Annotated in this window: 3 protein-coding genes; all 3 read right to left on the bottom strand. The window is 74.8% G+C overall.

Annotated features, from left to right (window positions below; all coding sequences use genetic code 11):
• Positions 1 to 9 precede the first annotated feature (9 nt).
• The 3 genes from ACR807_RS15840 to ACR807_RS15830 are packed head-to-tail and all read right to left on the bottom strand — an operon-like array spanning position 10 to position 20,269.
• On the bottom strand, positions 10 to 201 hold the full coding sequence (locus ACR807_RS15840) for an MbtH family protein (protein WP_438922077.1): 192 nt from the start codon (positions 199 to 201) through the stop codon (positions 10 to 12).
• Positions 198 to 1,421 (bottom strand): MFS transporter, encoded by a 1,224-nt coding sequence (locus ACR807_RS15835; protein WP_438922076.1) that lies wholly within the window; start codon positions 1,419 to 1,421, stop codon positions 198 to 200. Before ACR807_RS15835 ends, ACR807_RS15840 begins: the two co-directional genes overlap by 4 nt.
• Positions 1,418 to 20,269 carry a non-ribosomal peptide synthase/polyketide synthase gene (locus ACR807_RS15830; protein ID WP_438922075.1) on the bottom strand — a complete coding sequence of 6,284 codons (18,852 nt, stop codon included), beginning with the start codon at positions 20,267 to 20,269 and terminating at the stop codon, positions 1,418 to 1,420. Before ACR807_RS15830 ends, ACR807_RS15835 begins: the two co-directional genes overlap by 4 nt.
• Between the last annotated feature and the right edge of the window lie 7 nt (positions 20,270 to 20,276).

Below are 20,276 nucleotides of genomic sequence, written 5' to 3'. Positions count from 1 at the left end.
CCGGTCGGGTCAGCCCATCGCGGCGCGCAGCGAGGCCGGGCGCATGTCCGTCCACACCTCGTCGACGTGCGCCGAGCACTCGTCCTTGGTGCCCTTCTTGCCCTCGAAGCGCCACCCGGCGGGCACGTCGTGGTGCGCGGGCCACAGCGAGTACTGGCCCTCGTCGTTCACGAGCACCTGGTAGCTGATGTCGTCCCTCATGCGTCCTTCTCCTCAGTGACTGGAACCGCTCCGTACCCGCGCAGGGTCGGGTTGACCGTGACGACCACGGTGATCAACAGGATGCCCACCGCGCACACCGCGACCGCGGTGCGCGCGGACAGGACTTCGGTCAGCAGGCCGCCGACCAGGGGACCCAGCGTCCCCGCCAACCCGATGACGACCGCCATCACGCCGCTCAGCCGGCCGCGCAGCGCGTCCGGGGTGAGCAGCAGCTGGTGCGTGCCGATCGTCGTGTTGGCGGTGGGCGCCAGGAACGTCATCAGGGCGAACAGGCCGCCCAGCAGGAAGGGCGAGTCGACCAGCAGGGCGACCGGGGTGAGCAGGGCCAGCACCCAGAACACCGAGGCGATCGACCGGAACGGCCCGAGCGCCCGGTGCAGCCACGGCGCGGCCAGCGCGCCCAGCACGCCCCCGACGCCGAGCATCGCGGCCATCACCCCGATCGCGGCCGACGACGCGCCACCGCGCTGCACCAGGACGATCACCACCAGGTAGAACGCGGTGAAGAACAGGTTCAGCACCACCGCGCACAGCGCCGTCACCCGGATCTCGGCGCGCGACCACACCCACCGCAGGCCCTCACCGATCTCCCGCACCATGTGCGGCCGCGCCGCGACCCGCTCGCTCGGCGGCACCCGCATGAACAGCAGCGCCACGAACGCCACCACGTGCGTCACCATGTCCACCAGGAACGGCAGCCACCGCGTGACCGCGAACAGCAGGCCGCCCAGGGCGGTGCCGGACATCTGGCCGAGCGAGGACCGCGCCGTGTTGAGCGCGATCGCGGTCCCGAGCTGCGACTCCGGCACCAGCCGCGTCAGGCTGGCGTCCTCGGCGGGTTCGAACAGCGCCCGGCACACGCCGAGCACCACGGCCACGGCGACCATGTGCGCCACCGTGACCGTGCCCGTCCACACGCTCGCCACGAGCCCGCCGAGCGCCAACACCCGTGCCGCCTCGCAGCACAGCATGATCCTCCGCCGGTCCCAGCGGTCCGCCAGCGCGCCCGCCGGCAGCCCGGCCACGAGCTGCGCGGCGGCGTCCGAGGCCAGGACCAGGCCGGACATGGCGGGCGACCCGGTGACCGCGAGCACCAGCAGGGGGAACGCGATCATCGAGGCGCTGAACCCGACCTCGGCCAGCGCCTGACCGCCCCACAGCAGGGTGAAGTTCCGGTTGCGCGCCAACGACGTCGTCACAGCGCACCCCGGCAGTCCGCCGCGATGGCCCGCAGCGCCTCGGCGAAGTCGGCCACGACCGCCCCGATCTCCTCCGCCGGGTGCACCTCCGGGTGGTAGTAGAAGGTGAAGCCCAGCGTGCGCCCGGCCTCGCCGACCACGTCCACCAGGTGCTCGCCGACGTCCGCCGGGTCGTGCTCCTGGCCGATCGACGGCAGCACCGACCGGTACAGCCCGGTCGCGTCGTCCGACCCGCCGTCGAACTGCCCGAGGTAGTTGAACGACACCGCGGGCCGCCCGGCGTCCGGCACCCGGCCGTGCCGGCGCAGCGCGCCGTAGCCCAGACCGTTGCCCGGCACCGACCGCAGCTGCCGCCGCACCGCCTTCACGCGGTCGCGCCAGCTGCCGTCCGGCAGGTCCAGCGCCACCGGGAACACCGTGGTGAACCAGCCGACCGTGCGCGACAGGTCCACGTCGAGCACGTCCTCGCGCCCGTGGCCCTCCATGTCGACCACGACCCGCGACGAACCCGTCCACCGGGCCAGCGCGTGCGTCAGCGCCGCGAGCAGCACGTCGTTGATCCGGGTCCGGTAGGCGACCGGCGCGCCGCGCAGCAGGGCGTCGGTGTCCTCCTCGGACAGCTCCACGCTGAGCGAGTCGGTGCCGCCCGCGGGCGGCGGGGAGGCCGGGAACGGCGTGCTCCAGTGCTCGACCTCGCCGTCCAGCCCGCCGTCGAGGACGTGGGCCTCCAGCCGTCGCGCCCACTCCTGGTACGACGTGGTCTTCGCGCCCAGGTCGCCCCCCGCGTAGGCGGTCCCCAGGTCGTCCAGCAGCACCCGCCACGACACGCCGTCCACCACCAGGTGGTGCGCGACCAGCAGCAGCCGCGGCCGGTCGCCGGTGAACAGCACGGCCCGGAACAGCGGACCGGCCGCCAGGTCGAACGAGGCGTGGACCTCGTCCGCGACCTCCTCCGCCCGGTCGTCGCCCGCCACGACGGTGAGCACGTCGGTCACCGCGGACAGGTCCTCGTTGCGCTGCCGCCACACGCCGTCCACGACGGTGAACCGCAGCCGCAGCGCGTCGTGGTGCGCCACGAGCACCCGCAGCGCCCGGCGCAGCGCCTCCACGTCGACCGCCGGGTCCAGCTCCACCAGGTGCGACTGGTTGAAGTGGTGCGGGCTGCGCCGCCCCGAGTGCAGGAACCAGTGCTGGATGGGCGTCAGCGGCACGTCGCCGACGACCGGCGCGCGGTCCGCGTCGGAGGCGACCTCCACCTCCACGTGCGGCGCGAGCGAGGCCACCGTCTGGTGCACGAACAGGTCGCGGGTGGCGAACCGGTAGCCGGCCTGCCGGGACCGCGCCACGACCTGCATGCTCAGGATCGAGTCGCCGCCCAGGGAGAAGAAGTTGTCCTCCACGCCCACCTTCGGCACGCCCAGCACGTCCGCCCACACCCGCGTCAGCGCCTCCTCGACGGGACCGGTCGGCGCGACGTACCCGACGCCGACGGCCGCCCCGAAGTCCGGCTCGGGCAGCTTCGCCCGGTCCACCTTGCCGTTCGCGCTCATCGGCAGCGCGTCCAGCGGCACGAACGCCGACGGCACGAGGTAGTCGGGCAGCGACTCGCCCAGGAACTCCCGCAACCCCTCCACCCGGCCCACCACGTAGGCCACGAGCCGCTTGTGACCGCCCGCGTCGGCCCGCGCCACCACGACCGCCTCGCGGACGTCCGGGTGCCGCAGCAGGGCCGTGCCGATCTCGCCCAGCTCCACCCGGAACCCGCGGATCTTGACCTGCTCGTCGGCGCGGCCCAGGTACTCCAGCTCGCCGTCGGCGTTCCAGCGCACCACGTCGCCCGTGCGGTACATGCGCGATCCGGGCGCGCCGAACGGGTCGGCGACGAACCGCTCCGCCGTCAGCCCCGGCCGGTCCAGGTAGCCGCGCGCCAGGCCGACGCCGGACACGTACAGCTCACCGGCCACGCCGACCGGCACCGGTTGCAGCGCGCCGTCCAGGACGCGCACCCGCGTGCCGGGGATCGGCCGCCCGATCGGCGGCGCGTCGTCACCGGGCTCCAGCGGCCCGCTCCACGACGTGACCACGGTCGACTCGGTCGGCCCGTAGGCGTTGATCAACCGGCGGCCGGGCGCCCAGCGGCGCACCAGCTCGGCCGAGCTGGCGTCGCCGCCCACGACGACCGTGCGGAACGACGGCAGCTCCACGTCCGGCACGGTGGCCAGCGCGACCGGCGGGATCAGCGCGTGCGTCACGCCGAACCCGTTCACCACGTCCGCCAGCTGGTCGCCCAGCAGCGGACCGGGCGGCGGCACGACCATCGCCGCGCCCGCGGGCCACGCCATGCACAGCTCCAGCACGGAGGCGTCGAAGCTGGGGGAGGAGAACTCCAGCACCCGGTCGCCCGGCCGCACGTCGAAGTGCGCCACCTCGGCCGCCGAGAACGTCGCCAGCCCCGCGTGCGACACCACGACGCCCTTCGGCCGCCCGGTCGAGCCGGACGTGTAGATCACGTACGCCGGGTGCTCCGGCCGCACCGCCACACCGGGGTCCGTGTCCGGTCCGGTCACCTCGACCGGGCCGTCCAGCACCACCAGCGGGCGGGCGTCGTCGAGCATGAACGCGATCCGCTCCGCCGGGTAGTCCGGGTCGACCGGCAGGAACGCGGCGCCGGACTTGAGCACCGCCAGCTCGGCCACCAGCAGGTCCACCGAGCGCGGCATCCGCAGCGCGACGACCTGCTCCGGACCGGCACCCAGGCCGATCAGGTGGTGCGCCAGCCGGTTGGCCCGCGCGTTCAGCTCGGCGAACGTCACGTCCGCCGCGCCGGTCAGCGCCAGGGCGTCCGGCGTCCGGGCCACCTGCGCCTCGACCAGCTCCACCAGCCCCGGCCCGTCCAGGGCGGGCCCGCCGTCGCCCCACGCGTCGAGCAGCGCGCGCTCGGCGTCGGGCAGCACGGGCAGCGCCCACACCGGGCGGTCCGCGTCCTCGGCGATCCCGGCCAGCAGCACGGTCAGGTGCTCGGCCAAGCGGGCCGCCGTGCCCCGGTCGAACAGGTCGGTGTTGTACTCGACCGACCCGTCCAACCCGCCGTCGGGCAGCTCGCTGAACTCCACCGTCACGTCGAACCCGGTGCTGGTCACCTCCTGGGCCACGTCCTCGGCGACCAGGTCGGCGAAGCCCTGCGCCCGCGGCGCGTTCTGCAACGCCACCACCGCCTGGAACAGCGGCGTGCGGCTGGTGTCCCGGTCGGGCTGCACCGCGTCCACCACCCGCTCGAAGGGCACGTCCTGGTGCTCGAACGCGTCCAGCGAGGTCCGCAGGGTGCGGACCAGCAGGTCGCGGAAGCCCTCCGCCGGGTCGATCCGCGCCCGCAGCGCCAGGGTGTTGACGAAGAACCCGACCAGGTCCTGCGTCTCCGGCCGCTCCCGGCCGGAGGCCACCGTGCCGATCGCGAAGTCGTCCTGCCCGGACCACCGGTGGAACAGCACCTGGCAGGCCGCGACGAGCGCCGTGAACAGCGTCCCGTCGGCCGACCGGCCCACCTCGCGCAACCGCCGGGCCACGTCGGCGGGCACCGCGAACTCCAGCCGGGCGCCGGCCGTCGTCTGCACCGGCGGCCGGGGCCGGTCGGTGGGCAGCTCCAGCGCGGGCACCCCGGCCAGCTCGTCCCGCCAGAAGTCGAGCTGCGCGTCCAGCGGCTGCTCGCGCTGCCAGGCGGCGAAGTCGGCGTACCGGATGGGCAGCGGCGGCAGGTCCTCACCGGCGTAGAGCGCCGCCAGGTCGGACACCATCACGCCCGCCGACCAGCCGTCGGTCACGATGTGGTGCATCGTCAGCGCCAGCACGTGGTCGTCCGGCGCGTGCCGCACCACCACCGGCCGGAACAGCGGGCCGGCCGCCAGGTCGAACGGCTCCACCGCGGGCATCGCGTCCAGCACCGGCAGCTCGACCGGCGCGGCCGGATGCACCTCGCGCACCGGCAGCCCGTCCACCGCCGGGAACGTCGTGCGCAGCTCCTCGTGCCGCTCGACCAGCGCGGTCAGCGCCCGCGCCAGCCTCGGCACGTCCAGCTCGCCCCGCAGCCGCACCGCCAGCGGCGTCGCGTACTCCGTGCCGCCCGGCGCGAACTGGTCGAGGAACCACAGCCGCTGCTGCGCGAAGGACAACGGCACCTCGCCCGCCGCCCGCCCGATGGCCGTGCCGGTCGGCGCGGTCAGCCGGCCGGCGAGCGCGGCCACCGTCGGGTGGTCGAACAGGTCGCGCGGTGACAGGTCGAACGCCGACCGCAGCCGCGACACCACGCGGATGCTGGAGATGGAATCGCCGCCGAGGGCGAAGAAGTTGTCCTCCGCGCCCACCGCGTCGAGCCCCAGCACCTCGGCCCACACGTCCGCGACCCGCCGCTCGGCCTCGGTGCGCGGAGCGACGTACCCGCCGGCCACCGAGGCGTCCCGCTCGGGCGCGGGCAGCGCGGCCCTGTCCAGCTTGCCGTTGTTGTTGAGCGGCAACTCCTCCAGCGACACGTACGCGGCGGGCACCATGTAGTCGGGCAGCGACCGCGCCGCGTGGCCCCGCAGGACGGCGGCGTCGACCTCGGCGCCCTCGACGGGCACGTAGTAGGCGACCAGCCGGTCCTCCCGCACGACCACCGCGACCCGCGCCACGGCGGGGTGCGAGGTCAGCACGGCGTCGATCTCGCCGAGTTCGATGCGGAAGCCGCGGATCTTGACCTGTTGGTCCGCTCGGCCGAGGTAGTGCAGGACGCCGTCGCCCCATCGGGCGAGGTCGCCGCTGCGGTACATGCGGGTGCCGGGTGCGCCGAACGGGTTCGCGACGAAGCGGGACGCGGTGAGGCCGGGGCGTCGGAAGTAGCCCCTGGCCAGGCCGGGGCCGGCGACGTACATCTCGCCGGGCACGTTGGGCGGGACGGGGTTGAGGTCTTCGTCGAGGACGTAGATGCGCAGGTCGGGCATCGCCACGCCGATGCTGCCGTCGGCTTCGGTGTAGGTGACGTGGACGGTGGTTTCGGTGATGCCGTACATGTTGATCAGCGCGCCGGGGCCGTCCCAGCCCTCCAGCTTGTGCACGTCGAGCGCCTCGCCGGCGAAGATGGTGCAGCGGAGCCGCAACCCCGCTGTCTCCTCCGGGATGAGCTGGTAGAACGCCGAAGGTGTCTGGCTGAGGATGGTGACGCCCTCGTCGGCGAGCAGCTTGGCGAAGTCGCGTGGCGACCGCGACACGGCGTGCGGCACCACGACGAGCCGGCCGCCGTGCAGCAGCGCGGCCCACAGTTCGAAGACGGAGACGTCGAAGGCGTAGCTGTGGAAGAGGCTGACGACGTCGTCGGGTCCGAGGCCGAACCAGTGGTCGGTGGCGGAGAACAGGCGTACCACGTTGCCGTGCGGGATCACCACGCCCTTGGGCCGTCCGGTCGAGCCGGAGGTGTAGATGACGTAGGCGGCGTTGTCCGGGCGCAGCGGGACCTCCGGCGCGGTGGCCGGATAGGCGGTGAGGTCGGGCAGCTCGGACAGGGTGGCCACGGGCTGGGCGTCGGCGATCGTGGCGGTGATCCGCTCGGGCGGGTAGACGGGGTCGAGCGGCAGGTAGGCGGCGCCGGACTTGAGCACGCCCAGCACGGCGACGACGAGGTCGAGGGAGCGGGGGAACAGCAGCGCCACCATCTGCTCCGGCGCCGCGCCCAGCGACACCAGGTGGTGCGCCAGCCGGTTGGACCGCTCGTCCAGCTCGCGGTAGGTCAGCGCGGCGCCCTCGCAGGTCACCGCCACCGCCTCGGGCGTGCGGGCGGCCTGCGCGGCGAACAACCCGGGGATCGTCGCGCCCGGCTCGCTGACCATGGTGCCGTTCCAGTCGAACAGCACCTGCCGCACCTCGTCCTGCGACAGCCACGGCAGTTCGCGCACGCGCTGCCGGGGGTCCGTGCCGAGCGCGTCGAGCACCCTGGTCAACCGCTCGCCGAGGGAGGTGATGGTGCCCTCGTCGAACAGCCGCGGGTCGTAGGTCAGCTCCACGTGCAGCGAGTCGTCCGCGTACGCCCGCACCGTCAGCGGGTAGGTGGTGGTGTCGAGTGCCTCGACCGGGTGCACCTCGGGCGAGCCGTCCGGCACGTCGGAGTCCACCGGGTAGTTCTCGAACGCGAGCAGGCTGTCGAACAGCCGCGTGCCCGCCCACTGCTGCACCTGCGCCAGCGAGACGAAGTCGAACCGGCGGGACTCGGTCTGCTCCTCCTGGAGGCGGCGCAACCAGTCCACCGCGACCGCGTCGGGCTCCACCACCACGCGCGTGGGCACCGTGTTGATGAACATGCCCACGATCGACTCGACGCCGGGCAGTTCGGCCGGGCGGCCGGACACCGTGCTGCCGAACACCACGTCCCGCTGCCCGGCGGTGCGCGCCAGCGTCAACGCCCACGCGCCCTGCACCAGGGTGTTGACCGTCAGGCCGTGCCCGCGCGCCACCGCGTCCAACCGGTCCGAGGGCAGGTCCAGCACCACCCGGGCGGACGACTCGGCGCGGTGCGCCTCCTCGGACGCGCGGTCGAACGGCAGCGGCGTGCGCGCCTCGACACCCGCCAGCACGCGCCGCCAGTGCTCCTCGGCGGCGGTCTGGTCCTGCTCACCCAGCCACGCCAGGTAGTCGCGGAACGGTCGGCGCGCGGTGGGCTCGGCGCCCGCGTACTCGGCCAGCACGTCGCCGAACACCTGGGGGGTGCTCCAGCCGTCCAGGACCAGGTGGTGGGAGCTCCACAGCAGGTCGACCTCGGTGTCGGACGCGCGCCCGATCACCAGCCGCATCAACGTCGGCGCCGACAGGTCCACACCGGCCGCGGCATCGGCGGCGACCAGTTCGTCCGTCACGTCCGCGTAGGTGATCGGCACCCGCACGCCGCGCCGCACGACCTGCACCGGCTCGTCCAGTCCTTCCCAGACGACACCGGACCGCAGCACGGGGGTGCGGTCCACCACCCGCTGCCACGCCTCGCCCAGCCGGTGCGGGTCGGTCACCCCGGTCAGCCGCACGCGCGTCTGGTTGAAGTACGCCGTGCCCTCGTCCACGAGGTCGTGGAAGAGCATGCCGGCCTGGAGCGGGGTGAGCGGGTAGACGTCCTCCACGTCCTGGTCGACGATCCGGTCGACCTGGTCCTGGGTCAGCCGCGCCAGGGGGAAGTCCGACGGGGTGCGGCCCCACGCGCCCGGTCGGGCGCAGAACTCCGCGATGGCGCGCAGCGCGTCGAGCATGCGGCCGGCCAGGGCGCGCACGCCGGCTTCGTCGTGCGCTTCGGTGGAGTAGTCCCACTCCACCACCAGTTCACCCGCGGACACCGCGGCGGTGATGTCGAGCAGGTGGGAGCGGACCAGGTCGGCGGGCCACTCCCGGCCGTGCTCGGCGTCGGCGATCTCGCCGTCCCACTGGCCCAGGTAGTTGAAGCACACGCGCGGCAGCGCGCCGGTCAGACCGCGGTCGTCGTACCGCAGGGCCTCGTAGCTCAGCCCCTTGTCCGGTACCGCCCGCAGCTGCTCCTTGACCGACTTGAGCGCCGTGCCCCAGTCGACGGAGGCCCAGTCGACGGTGTCCGGGCCGGAGGAGGTCGGAGCACCGACGGGAAGGGTCAGCGCCACCGGGAACTGCGCGGTGAACCAGCCCACCGTGCGGGACAGGTCCACGCCGTCGAACAGCTCCTCGCGGCCGTGGCCCTCCAGCGCCACGAGCGCGCGACCGCCGAACGCCGACGCCAGCGCGGTCAGCAGCAGGTCGTTGACCTGCGTGCGGTACGCCTCGGGCACGGCGGTCAACAGCGCACCGGTCTCCGCCCGGCCCAGCCGCACCGACACGGTGCGCGCGGTGTCCGCCCTCGTGGGCACCGGCTCCTCGGTCGGGACGGCCGCCCAGTGCGGCAGGGCGTCGTCGAAACGGCCGGCGCGCACGTGCTCGTCGAGGCGGCGCGCCCACTCGGCGAACGCCGTGGTGCGCGGGGCCAACCGACCGCCGGCGAGCAGGGTCTCCAGGTCCGACAGCAGGATGCGCCACGAGACGGAGTCCACCACCAGGTGGTGCGCGGTGACGAAGAGCCGCCCGTCGTCGAACAGCACCGCGCGCAGCAGCGGGCCGGTGCGCAGGTCCAGGCTCGTCTTCGCCCGTTCGGCTTCGGTCACCAGGTCGTCCGTCGCCACCCGGAACACCTCGCCGGTCTCGACCTCGACGACCTGCTGCCGCCACACGCCGTCCACCGCGGTGAAGCGGGTGCGCAGCGCGTCGTGGTGGGCGACCAGCGCCCCCACGGCGGCGCGCACCGCGTCCGGGTCGACGTCGCCCAGCTCGACGACCACCGACATGGTGAACCGCGCCAGGGGGCCGTGCTCGGTGAAGAACCACCGCTGCACCGGGGTGAGCGGCACGGGGCCGGTGACGACCTCGTGGGTCCGGCCGGCGTCGTCGGTGACCGCGAGCGCCAGGTCCGAGACGGTCTGCCGGAGGAAGATGTCCTTGGAGGTCAGCCTCAACCCGGCCTGCCGCGCCCGGGACACCACCTGCATGCTCAGGATCGAGTCGCCGCCCAGCGCGAAGAAGTTGTCCCGCGCGCCGACCCGCTCGACCCCCAGCACCTCGGCCCAGATCTCCGCGAGCCGCGCGGGCACGCCCGGCTCCGGCGCCACGTACCCGGCGTCGTCGGTGAACGTCGGCGCGGGCAGCGCCCGCCGGTCCACCTTGCCGCTGGGCGAGGTCGGCAGCGCGTCCAGCGCCACGAACGCCGACGGCACCAGGTAGTCCGGCAGCCGGTCCTTGAGCCAGCCGGCCAGGCCGGTCGCGGTGCCCGTGGTGTAGGCGACGAGCCGCTTGTGGCCGTTGTGCTCGTGCGCCACCACCGCGGCCTGGGTGACGTCGGGGTGGTGCAGCAGCGCCGCCTCCACCTCGGCCGGCTCGATGCGGAAGCCGCGGATCTTGACCTGGTCGTCGTTGCGGCCCAGGTACTCCAGCACGGCCTCCGCCCGATCGCCGGCCCCGCCGGGGCGCACCCAGCGGACGCGGTCGCCCGTGCGGTACATCCGCGAGCCGGGCTCGCCGTGCGGGTCGGCGAGGAACCGGTCGGCGGTCAGGCCGGGTCGGTTCAGGTAGCCGCGCGCGACCTGGGGCCCGGCGATGAACAGCTCGCCGGGCACGCCCACCGGCACCGGGCGCAGGTCCTCGTCCAGCACGCGCGCGACGAGGTTGCGCAGCGGCCGGCCGATCAGCGCCCGGTCGCCGGTGACCGGGGTGGCCACCGCGTCGACCGCGGTCTCGGTGGGGCCGTAGTAGTTGTAGGCGTTCGTGCGCGCCCCGGCCAGCTCGCGCCACAGCGCGGTCGGCAGCGCCTCGCCGCCGAGCGACAGGACCGCCGGCACGTGCTCGCCGGCGAGCAGCCCGGCGGGGATGAGCTGCTGGACGTAGGACGGGGTCAGGTCGAGGAAGTCGATCCGGTGCTCGCGGACGTAGGCGACCAGGGCCTCCGGCTCCAGCCGCACGTCGTCGGTGATGACGTGCAGCTCGTGGCCGCCCGCCATGAGCAGCGGCCCTTCCCAGGACGTGTCGAACGAGAACACCGCGGTCAGCGCGGCCCGCAGGTGCCCGTGCGCGCCGAACGCGCCGTTGTTGTTGTGGAACAGGTTGGCCAGCTGCCGGTGCTCGACCACCACGCCCTTGGGCAGGCCGGTCGACCCGGAGGTGTAGATGACGTACGCCGCCTGGTCGGGGCGCACCTCCACGTCCGGCCGGGTGGCCGGCAGCCCGGTGAGGTCCGGCCAGGTGTCCAGCACCAGCACCGGTCGGGCGTCGCCCAGCAGGTGGTCGACGCGGTCGCGGGGCAGGTCCCGGTCGACCGGCAGGTAGACCGCGCCCGCCTTGTGCACGGCCAGGATCGCCACCACGGAGTCCGCGGAGCGCGGCAGCGACACCGCCACCACCCGCTCCGGTCCGGCTCCCCGCGCGGCCAGGTGGTGCGCCAGCCGGTTGGCCCGCGCGTCCACCTCGGCGAAGGTGAGCCGGGTCGGACCGCACACCAGGGCGGTGGCGTCCGGGGTGCGCGCCGCCTGCTCCTCGAACAGCACGGGGAACGGGGTGGCGGGGACGTCCAGCGGCCCACCGCGGCCGTCGGGCTCGTCGCCGAGCAGCAGGGAGATCTCGGTGAGGGGCCGGTGCGGCTCGGCGGTGACCCCGGCCAGCAGGGTCAGCAGGTGCCGGGACATCCGGTCGACCGTGTCGGCGTCGAACAGGTCGGTGCTGTACTCGACCGCGCCGCGCAGCTCGCCGTCGTGCTCGTCGAACTCGAACGTCAGGTCGCACGTCGCGGTCAGCAGCGGCAGCGGCACCTCCTCGGCCCGCAGGCCGGGCAGCTCGGGCAGCGCGCCGCCGGTGTTCTGGAGCAGCACCATGGCGTCGAACAGGGCGTTGCGGCTCGGGTCGCGGTCCGGCCGCACGGCGTCGACCACCCGCTCGAACGGCACGTCCTGGTGGGCGAACCCGTCGCGCACGGTGGCCCGCACCCCGGTCAGGAGTTCGTCGAACGACCGGCGCCGGTCCACGGTGGACCGCAGCACGACGGTGTTGACGAACAGGCCGACCACGTCGTCCAGCTCGGCCCGCCCGCGCCCGGAGACCGCGGTGCCGACCGCGATGTCGTCCTGGCCGGTGTAGCGGGCCAGCAGCGCCTGCGTGGCGGCCACGAGCGCGGTGAACAGGGTGTCGCCGCGGCGCGCGGCCAGGGACCGCAGCGCCTCGGCCACCGGCGCGGGCACGGTGAACGCGTGCATCGCGCCCGCCCCGCTGCGGACGGCCGGTCGCGGCCGGTCGGTGGGCAGCTCCAGCGGCGGGACCCCGGCCAGCCGCCCGGCCCAGTAGTCCACCGGCGGCGCCTCGTGCCAGGCCGCGTAGTCGACGTACTGGACGGGCAGCGGCGGCAGTTCCCGGCCCGCGTACAGCGCGCCCAGGTCGCGGGCCAGCACGCCGCCGGACCAGCCGTCGGTGACGATGTGGTGCAGGGTCAGCACCAGCACGTGCTCCTCGGGCGACACGCGCACCAGCCGCGTCCGCAGCAGGGGGCCGCGCCGCAGGTCGAACGGGGTGCCGACCTCCTCGCGGAGCACGTCCTCCCAGGAGCCCCCCTCGACGTCCAGCGGCACCCCGCGCGGCTCGTGCACGACCTGCACGCCGTCGTCGAACGTGGTGCGCAGCGACTCGTGCCGGGCCACCAGGCCGTCCAGCGCGCGGCGCAGCGCGTCGACGTCCAGCGGGCCGTGCAGGCGCATCGCCATCGGGGTGAGGTACTCGGTGCTGTCGGGCTCGAACTGGTCCAGGAACCACAGCCGCCGCTGGGCGGGGGACTGGAGGTGGACGCCACCGCGCGGGATCACCGGGATGGCGTCCACCGCCGTCGTCCCGGAGATCGCGGTGGCGAGCCCGGAAACCGTGGGGTGTTCGAACAGGGCGCGCGGCGACAGCTGCACGCCGAAGGCGGCGCGCAACCGGGAGGTCACGCGGATGCTGAGGATCGAGTCGCCGCCGAGGGTGAAGAAGTCGTCCTCCGCGCCGACCCCGTCCACGCCGAGCACGTCGGCCCAGACACCGGCGACGACGCGCTCGGCGTCGGTGCGGGGCGCGACGTGCTCCCGCGCGCGGATCGGCTCGTGGTCGGGCAGCGCCCGGCGGTCCACCTTCCCGTTGCGGCTCAGCGGCAGCTCGTCGAGCACCACGAACGCCGCCGGGACCATGTAGTCGGGCAGTTCGCGCCCCGCCAGCCCGCGCAGGTCCGCCACGTCGGGCGCGCCGGCGCCCGCCGTCGCCGGCACGACGTAGGCGACCAGCCGCTTGGCGCCCCGCTCGTCCTGGCGGGGGACCACCACGGCCTCGGCGACCGCCGGGTGCCCGGCCAGCACCGCCTCGACCTCGCCCAGCTCGACGCGGAAGCCGCGGATCTTGACCTGGTCGTCGGCGCGGCCGACGAACTCCAGCTCGCCCCGCGCGGTCCAGCGCACCAGGTCGCCGGTGCGGTACATGCGCCCGCCCGCCGGGGAGCCGAACGGGTCGGCGACGAACCGGGACGCGGTGAACCCGGGCCGGTCGAGGTAGCCGCGGGCCAGGCCGGTGCCCGCGACGAACAGCTCGCCGACGACGCCCGGCGGCACGGGCCGCAGGTCCTCGTCGAGCACGTAGGCGCGCATGCCGTCCAGCGGCGTGCCGATCGGCACCGGCTCCGGCACCGGCCCGGCCGCGGTGAGCACCCGCCGGGAGGCGAACGTGGTGGTCTCGGTGGGGCCGTAGCCGTCCACCACGGTGATCCCCGGGCAGGCGTCCAGCACCCGCCGGACCGCCGCGGCGGGCACCACGTCACCGCCGGTCCACACCTGGCGCAGGCCCGCCAGGCAGTCCGGCGCCTCCTGGGACACCGCGCGGAACAGACCGGCGGTCAGCCACAGGGAGGTGACACCGCCGTCGGCCACGACCCGGCGCAGCACGTCGGCGTCGAGGTCGCCGGGCGGGGCCACCACCACCGCGCCGCCGCGCAGCAGCGGCACCCACAGCTCGTAGGTGGAGGCGTCGAACGCCTGCGGCGAGTGCAGCAGGACCCGCTCGTGGTCGTGGTCGAAGGCCCGGTCGAACGCCAGGCCGACCACGTCGCGGTGCCGCACCGCCACGCCCTTCGGCGTGCCGGTGGAGCCGGACGTGTGCATGACGTAGGCGAGGTTCTCCGGGTGCACCTCGACGCCGGGGTCGGTGTCCGGCTCGTCCGGGGTCCCGCCGAGCGGCACCACGGGCCCGTCGTGGACCTCCCGTGCCGCGTCGGCCCAGCCGGTGTCCGCCAGCAGCACCGAGGCCGAGGTGTCGGACAGCAGCAGGCGGAGCCGGTCGCGCGGCGCGCGGGTGTCCAGCGGCACGCAGGCGCCACCCGCCTTGGCGACCGCGAGCACGCCCACGACCAGCTCGACCGACCTGCTCGCGAGCAGGCCGACCCGGTCGTCCGGGCGCACGCCCAGCCGCACCAGGGCGTGCGCCAGCCGGTTGGCCCGCGCGTCCAGCTCGGCGTAGTCCAGGGTCGTGTCCCCGCACACCACCGCCGGGGCGTGCGGTGCGCTCCGGACCCGCGCGGCGAACGCGGCGGGGATGCTCGTCACCGGGCCGCCCGCGCCGGTGTCGTTCCAGTCGACGAGGACCGCGCGCAGTTCCTCACCGGTGGCCATCGGCAGGGCCCGGACCGGCCGGTCGGCGTCCTCGGCGACCCCGCGCAGCAGCACCCCGAGGTGGGTGGCGAGCCGGCGCGCGGTGGTCTCGTCGAACAGGGCGGGGTCGTAGAGCAGCCGGGCGTCGAGGCGGTCGGTCAGGTGCGCCACGAGGGTCAGGGCGAAGTTGGCGCCCTCCTCGGCGGTCACCTCGCCCACCCGCACGCCGGTGGCCTCGGTGACCTCGCTGAGCGGGTAGTTCTCGAAGACCACCGCGCTGTCGAACAGCCGCGTGCCCGCCCACTGCCGCACCTGCGCCAGCGACACGAAGTCGAACCGCCGCGACTCGCTCTGGGCGGTCTGGAGCTCCCGCAGCCAGGCGGACGTGCGGGCGTCGCCGTCCACGACGACCCTGGTGGGCACGGTGTTGATCAGCATGCCGATCATGGACTCGACGCCGGGCAGCTCGGCGGGCCTGCCGGACACCGTGCTGCCGAACACGACGTCCCGCTCACCCGAGTGGCGGGACAGCAGCAGCGCCCACAGGCCCTGCACCACGGTGTTGACGGTCAGGCCGTGGCGCCGCGCGGTGTCGTGCAGCGCCGTCGACTCCGCGGTGGTCAGCGACAGCCGGACCACGCCGGTCCGGTCGCGGGCACCGGCGTCGCGCCGGTCGTGGTGCCCCTCGGCGGGCACCCGGTCGAACGGCAGCGGCGTCGTGCCCTCCACGCCGGACAGCAGCGACCGCCAGTGCGACTCGGCCTCGGCCGGGTCCTGCTCGGCCAACCAGCCCAGGTAGTCGCGGAACGGCCTGCGCAGGGGCAGCGCGGGGGCGTCACCGCCGGTGATCGCGCGGTAGTGCTCCAGCACCTCGGCGAACACCTGGGCGGTGCTCCAGCCGTCCAGCAGGACGTGGTGCGAGACCCACACGACCTCCACGCGGTCCTCGGCCAGCGGGGTGATCCCCACCCGCATCAACGGCGCGGTCGAGAGGTCCAGCTCCGCCGGGTCGAACCGGTCGGACAGCTCGTCGGCGCCGCCCACGGCCAGCTCGACGTCGCGGTGCACCACCTGCACGGGCTCGTCCACGCCCTCCCACACCACGCTGGTGCGCAGCACGGGCGTGCGGTCCACGACCCGCTGCCACGCCTCGCGCAGCGCGGCCGGGTCGGTCACGCCGTCGAGCACGATCCGCATGCGGTCCACGTACGCGCCGGGCTCGACCAGGCTGTGGAACACCATGCCCGCCTGGAGCGGGGTCAGCGGGTAGACGTCCTCGACGTCGGGCCCGGCCAGCGCGTCCACCTGGTCCTGGGTGAGGCGGGCCAGCGGGAAGTCGGACGGCGTGCGCCCGCCCGCGCCGGGCTCGGCGCAGTGCGCCACGATCTCGCGCAGCGCCTCGACGACCCGGTCGGCGAGCCGCCGCACGGTCGCCGCGTCGTGCACCAGCTCGGAGTACTCCCAGGTCAGCTCCAGCTCGCCGTCCTCGACCAAACCGGTCACGTCGAGCAGGTGGCTGCGCCGCCCGGTGGTCGGCACGTCCTCGCCGACCGACCCGCCGCGCGCCCGGTAGAAACCGCCGTCGGCCACGTCGAAGCGGCCGTGGTAGTTGAACGACACCTCGGGCAGCGCCCGGTAGCCCAGGGCCTCGTAGCTCAGGCCGCGGTGCGGCACGGCCCGCAGGGCTTCCTTGACCGCCTTGAGCGTGCGGTCCCACCCGTCGTGCACGGGCAGCACCACCGGGAACTGCGTGGTGAACCAGCCGACCGTGCGGGACAGGTCCACGCCGTCGAGCAGCTCCTCGCGGCCGTGGCCCTCCAGCGCGACGGCGACCCGGTCGCGCCCGGTCCACTCGGCCAGCGCCCGGCCGACCGCGCTCAGCAGCACGTCGTTGACCTGCGTCCGGTACACCGGCGGCACCGCGGTCAGCAGCGCCTCGGTGGTGTCGCGGTCCAGCCGCACCGACACCGTGCGCGCGGACCCGGCGGTGTTCTCGCCGTCGTGGTCGCGCGGCAGCGGCGGGGCCGCGGGCACGGCCTCCCAGTACGCGCGGGCGTCGTCGAGCGCGCCGGACCGGACGTGCTCGTCCAGCCGGTGCGCCCACTGCGTGAACGGCGTGCCCACGGGCTCCGGCGACGCGCCCCGGTAGGCGCGCTCCAGGTCGTCGAGCAGGATGCGCCAGGAGACGCCGTCCATCGCCAGGTGGTGCACGGTCAGCAGCAGCTGCGGCCGCTCGCCGGGGAACAGCACCGCCCGCAGCAGCGGCCCGTCACCGAGGTCGAGGCTCCGCTGCGCGCCGAGCGCCACGGCCTCCACCACGGCGTGCGGGCCGACGCGGAACACGTCGACCTGGGCGTCCGCGACCTCCTGCACCCACCGGCCGTCGACCTCGCGGAACCGCAGCCGCAGCGCCTCGTGGTGCGCGACGACGGTCCGCAGCGCCGACCGCAGGCCCTCGGCCTGCACCGCCGGGTCCAGCTCGACCAGCAGCGACATGGTGAAGTGGTCCAGCGGGCCGTGCTCGGCGAAGAACCACCGCTGGATCGGGGTGAGCGGCGCGGGACCGGTGAACACGCGCGCCGGCTCCGCCTCGGCCGGCGCCGACGCGACCAGCGCCAGCTCCGCGACGGTCTGGTGCCGGAACACGTCCCGCGAGGTCAGGTGCAGACCGGCCTGCCGCGCCCGGGACACCAGCTGGATGGACAGGATCGAGTCGCCGCCCACCGCGAAGAAGTTGTCCTCGACGCCGATCCGCTCCGCGCCCAGCACCTCGGCCCAGATCCGGGCCAGCTCGGCCTCGACGGGCGTGCGGGGCGCGACGAACTCGCCGTCGCCGACCGCCTTCGGCGCGGGCAGGGCGGCCTTGTCGAGCTTGCCGTTGGGCGTGAGCGGGATGCGGTCCAGCTCCACGAACGCCGACGGCACCTGGTACTCGGGCAGCGACCGGCGCAGGTGCTCGCGCAGGTTCACCGGCCCGGTCGTCACGACGTAGCCGACCAGCCGGGTGTGGCCGTGGTCGGTGCGGGCGACGACGGCCGCCTCGCGCACGTCCGGGTGGCTGAGCATCGCGGCCTCGACCTCGCCGGGCTCGATGCGGAAGCCGCGGATCTTGACCTGGTCGTCGGTGCGGCCCAGGTACTCCAGCGTGCCGTCGGCCAGCCAGCGGACGCGGTCGCCCGTGCGGTACATCCGCGAGCCGGGCTCGCCGTGCGGGTCGGCGAGGAACCGGTCGGCGGTCAGGCCGGGTCGGTTGAGGTAGCCGCGCGCGACCTGGGGCCCGGCGATGAACAGCTCGCCGGGCACGCCCACGGGCAGCGGGCGCAGGTCCTCGTCCAGCACGCGGGCGGTCAGGTTGGCCAGCGGCCGGCCGATCACCGGGCGGTCGCCCACCACGGGCGTGGATACCGCGTCCACGGTCGTCTCGGTGGGGCCGTAGAAGTTGTAGGCGGTGGTGCCCCGGGTCCGCGCCAGCTCCTGCCACAGCGCGGTGCCCAGCGCCTCGCCGCCGAGCATCAGCACGCGGGGTCTGTGCTCGCCGTCGAGCAGGCCCGCCGGGAGGAGCTGCTGGACGTAGGAGGGGGTGAGGTCGAGGAAGTCGACGCGGTGGGCGCGGACGTACTCGACCAGCGCGGTCGGTTCGAGCCTGACCTCGTCGGGCAGGACGTGCAGCTCGTGGCCGTCGGCCATGAGCAGCGGGCCCTCCCACGAGGTGTCGAAGGAGAACACGGCCGACAGGGCCACGCGCAGGTGCTCGCCGGCGAAGTCGGCGCGGTGGTTGTGCAGCAGGTTGACCAGCTGCCGGTGCTCGACCACCACGCCCTTGGGCAGGCCGGTCGACCCGGACGTGTAGATCACGTACGCGGCGTTGTCCGGCCGCACCCCGACCTCGGGCCGGGTGGCGGGCAGGTCGGCGGTGTCCGGCAGGGCGTCCAGCACCAGCACCGCGCCGGAGTCCTCCAGCACGTGCCGCCGCCGCGCCTCGGGCAGGGACGGGTCCACCGGCAGGTGCACCGCGCCGGCCTTGAGCACGCCGAGGATGCCGATCACCGCGTCCACGCCGCGCGGCAGCGACAGCGCGACCACCTGCTCCGGGCGCACGCCCGCGGCCAGCAGGTGGTGGGCGAGCCGGTTGGCGCGCCCCTCGACCTCGGCGAAGGTGAGCCGGTCGTCGCCGCACACCAGGGCGGTCGCGTCGGGCGTGCGGGCGACCTGGGCCTCGAACAGCGCGGGGTAGGTCAGCTCCGGCACGTCCAGCGCCCGGCCGCGGCCGTCGGGCTCGTCGCCCAGCAGCAGCGACACCTCCGCCATCGGCCGGTCGGGGTGCGCGGTGACGCCGGTCAGCAGGGCGAGCAGGTGGCGCGCCATCCGGTCCACGGTCGCGGCGTCGAACAGCTCGGTGCTGTACTCCACCAGGCCGTGCAGCCCGTCGGGGGTCTCGGTGAAGTCGATGCTCAGGTCGAAGTTCGCGTGCTCGCGGGTCAGCGGGTGCTCCTCGACCCGCAGGCCGGGCAGCTCGGGCAGCGCGCGACCGGCGTTCTGGAGCACCACCATGACGTCGAACAGCGGCGTGCGGCTCGGGTCGCGCGGCGCGCCCACGGCCTCCACCACCCGGTCGAACGGCACGTCGTCGTGCGCGAACGCGTCCAGCGCGGTCCGGTCGACCCGGCCCAGGAACTCGGTGAACGACCACGACATGTCCACAGTGGACCGGAGTACGACGGTGCCGACGAAGAAGCCGACCACGTTCGCCAGCTCGGGCCGGCCCCGACCGCTGGTCACCGTGCCCACCGCGATGTCGTCCTGCCCCGCGTACCGGGCCAGCAGCAGCTGGCAGGCGGCCGTCAGGGCGGTGAACAGCGTGGTGTCGTTGCGGCGCGCCAGGTCGCGCACCGCCGCCGCCAGGTCGGCCGGCACGGCGAACTCGTGCGACGCGCCCGCCGAGGTCCGCTCGGCCGGTCGCGGCCGGTCCGCGGGCAGCTCCACCGGCGCGACGCCGGCCAGCGCCGAGCGCCAGAACCCCACGTCCACCGGGCGGTCCTGCTGCCAGACGGCGTAGTCCGCGTACTGGAGCGGCAGCGGGGCCAGCTCCTCGCCCCGGTACAGCGCGCCCAGCTCGTCGGCCAGCACGCCGAGCGACCAGCCGTCCACCACGATGTGGTGCGAGGTCAGCAGCAGCACGTGCACGTCGGCCGGCCCGGACATGAGCGCCGCTCGGAACAGCGGCCCCCGTCGCAGGTCGAACGGCTCGTCCAGCACGGCGCGCAGGTCGTCCGTGGCGACGACCTCCAGCTCCGCGTCGTCGTGCACGACCTGCACCGGCCTGCCGTCCACCTGGTCGAACGAGGTGCGCAACGACTCGTGCCGCGCGACCAGGCCGCGCAGCGCGGTGGTCAGCCGGGGCAGGTCGAGCGACCCGGTCAGGCGCAGCGCCAGCGCGCTGGTGTACTCGGTGCTGTCGGGCTGGAACTGCGCCAGGAACCACAGCCGCTGCTGCCCGGCGGACAGCGGCAGCGGCCGGTCCCGGGGCGCCGGGGGGATCACGTCCGCGCGCGGCACCTCGGCCTTGCCCGCCAGCCGGGCGCGCAGCTTCTCCCGCAGGTGCTCGGGCAGCGCGGAGATCCGGTCGTTCTTGGACGTCGTCATCTGGCGG

Origin of the sequence: Saccharothrix sabaoui (assembly GCF_051756985.1) — a bacterium.
In the GTDB taxonomy this organism is placed as follows: domain Bacteria; phylum Actinomycetota; class Actinomycetes; order Mycobacteriales; family Pseudonocardiaceae; genus Actinosynnema.
This window is presented reverse-complemented; position numbering and strand designations above follow the sequence as displayed.

Excerpts from the sequence above, each read along its gene's own strand:
- ACR807_RS15840 (WP_438922077.1), bottom strand. The coding sequence starts at position 201 with ATGAGGGACGACATCAGCTACCAGGTGCTCGTGAACGACGAGGGCCAG.
- ACR807_RS15830 (WP_438922075.1), bottom strand. The coding sequence starts at position 20,269 with ATGACGACGTCCAAGAACGACCGGATCTCCGCGCTGCCCGAGCACCTG.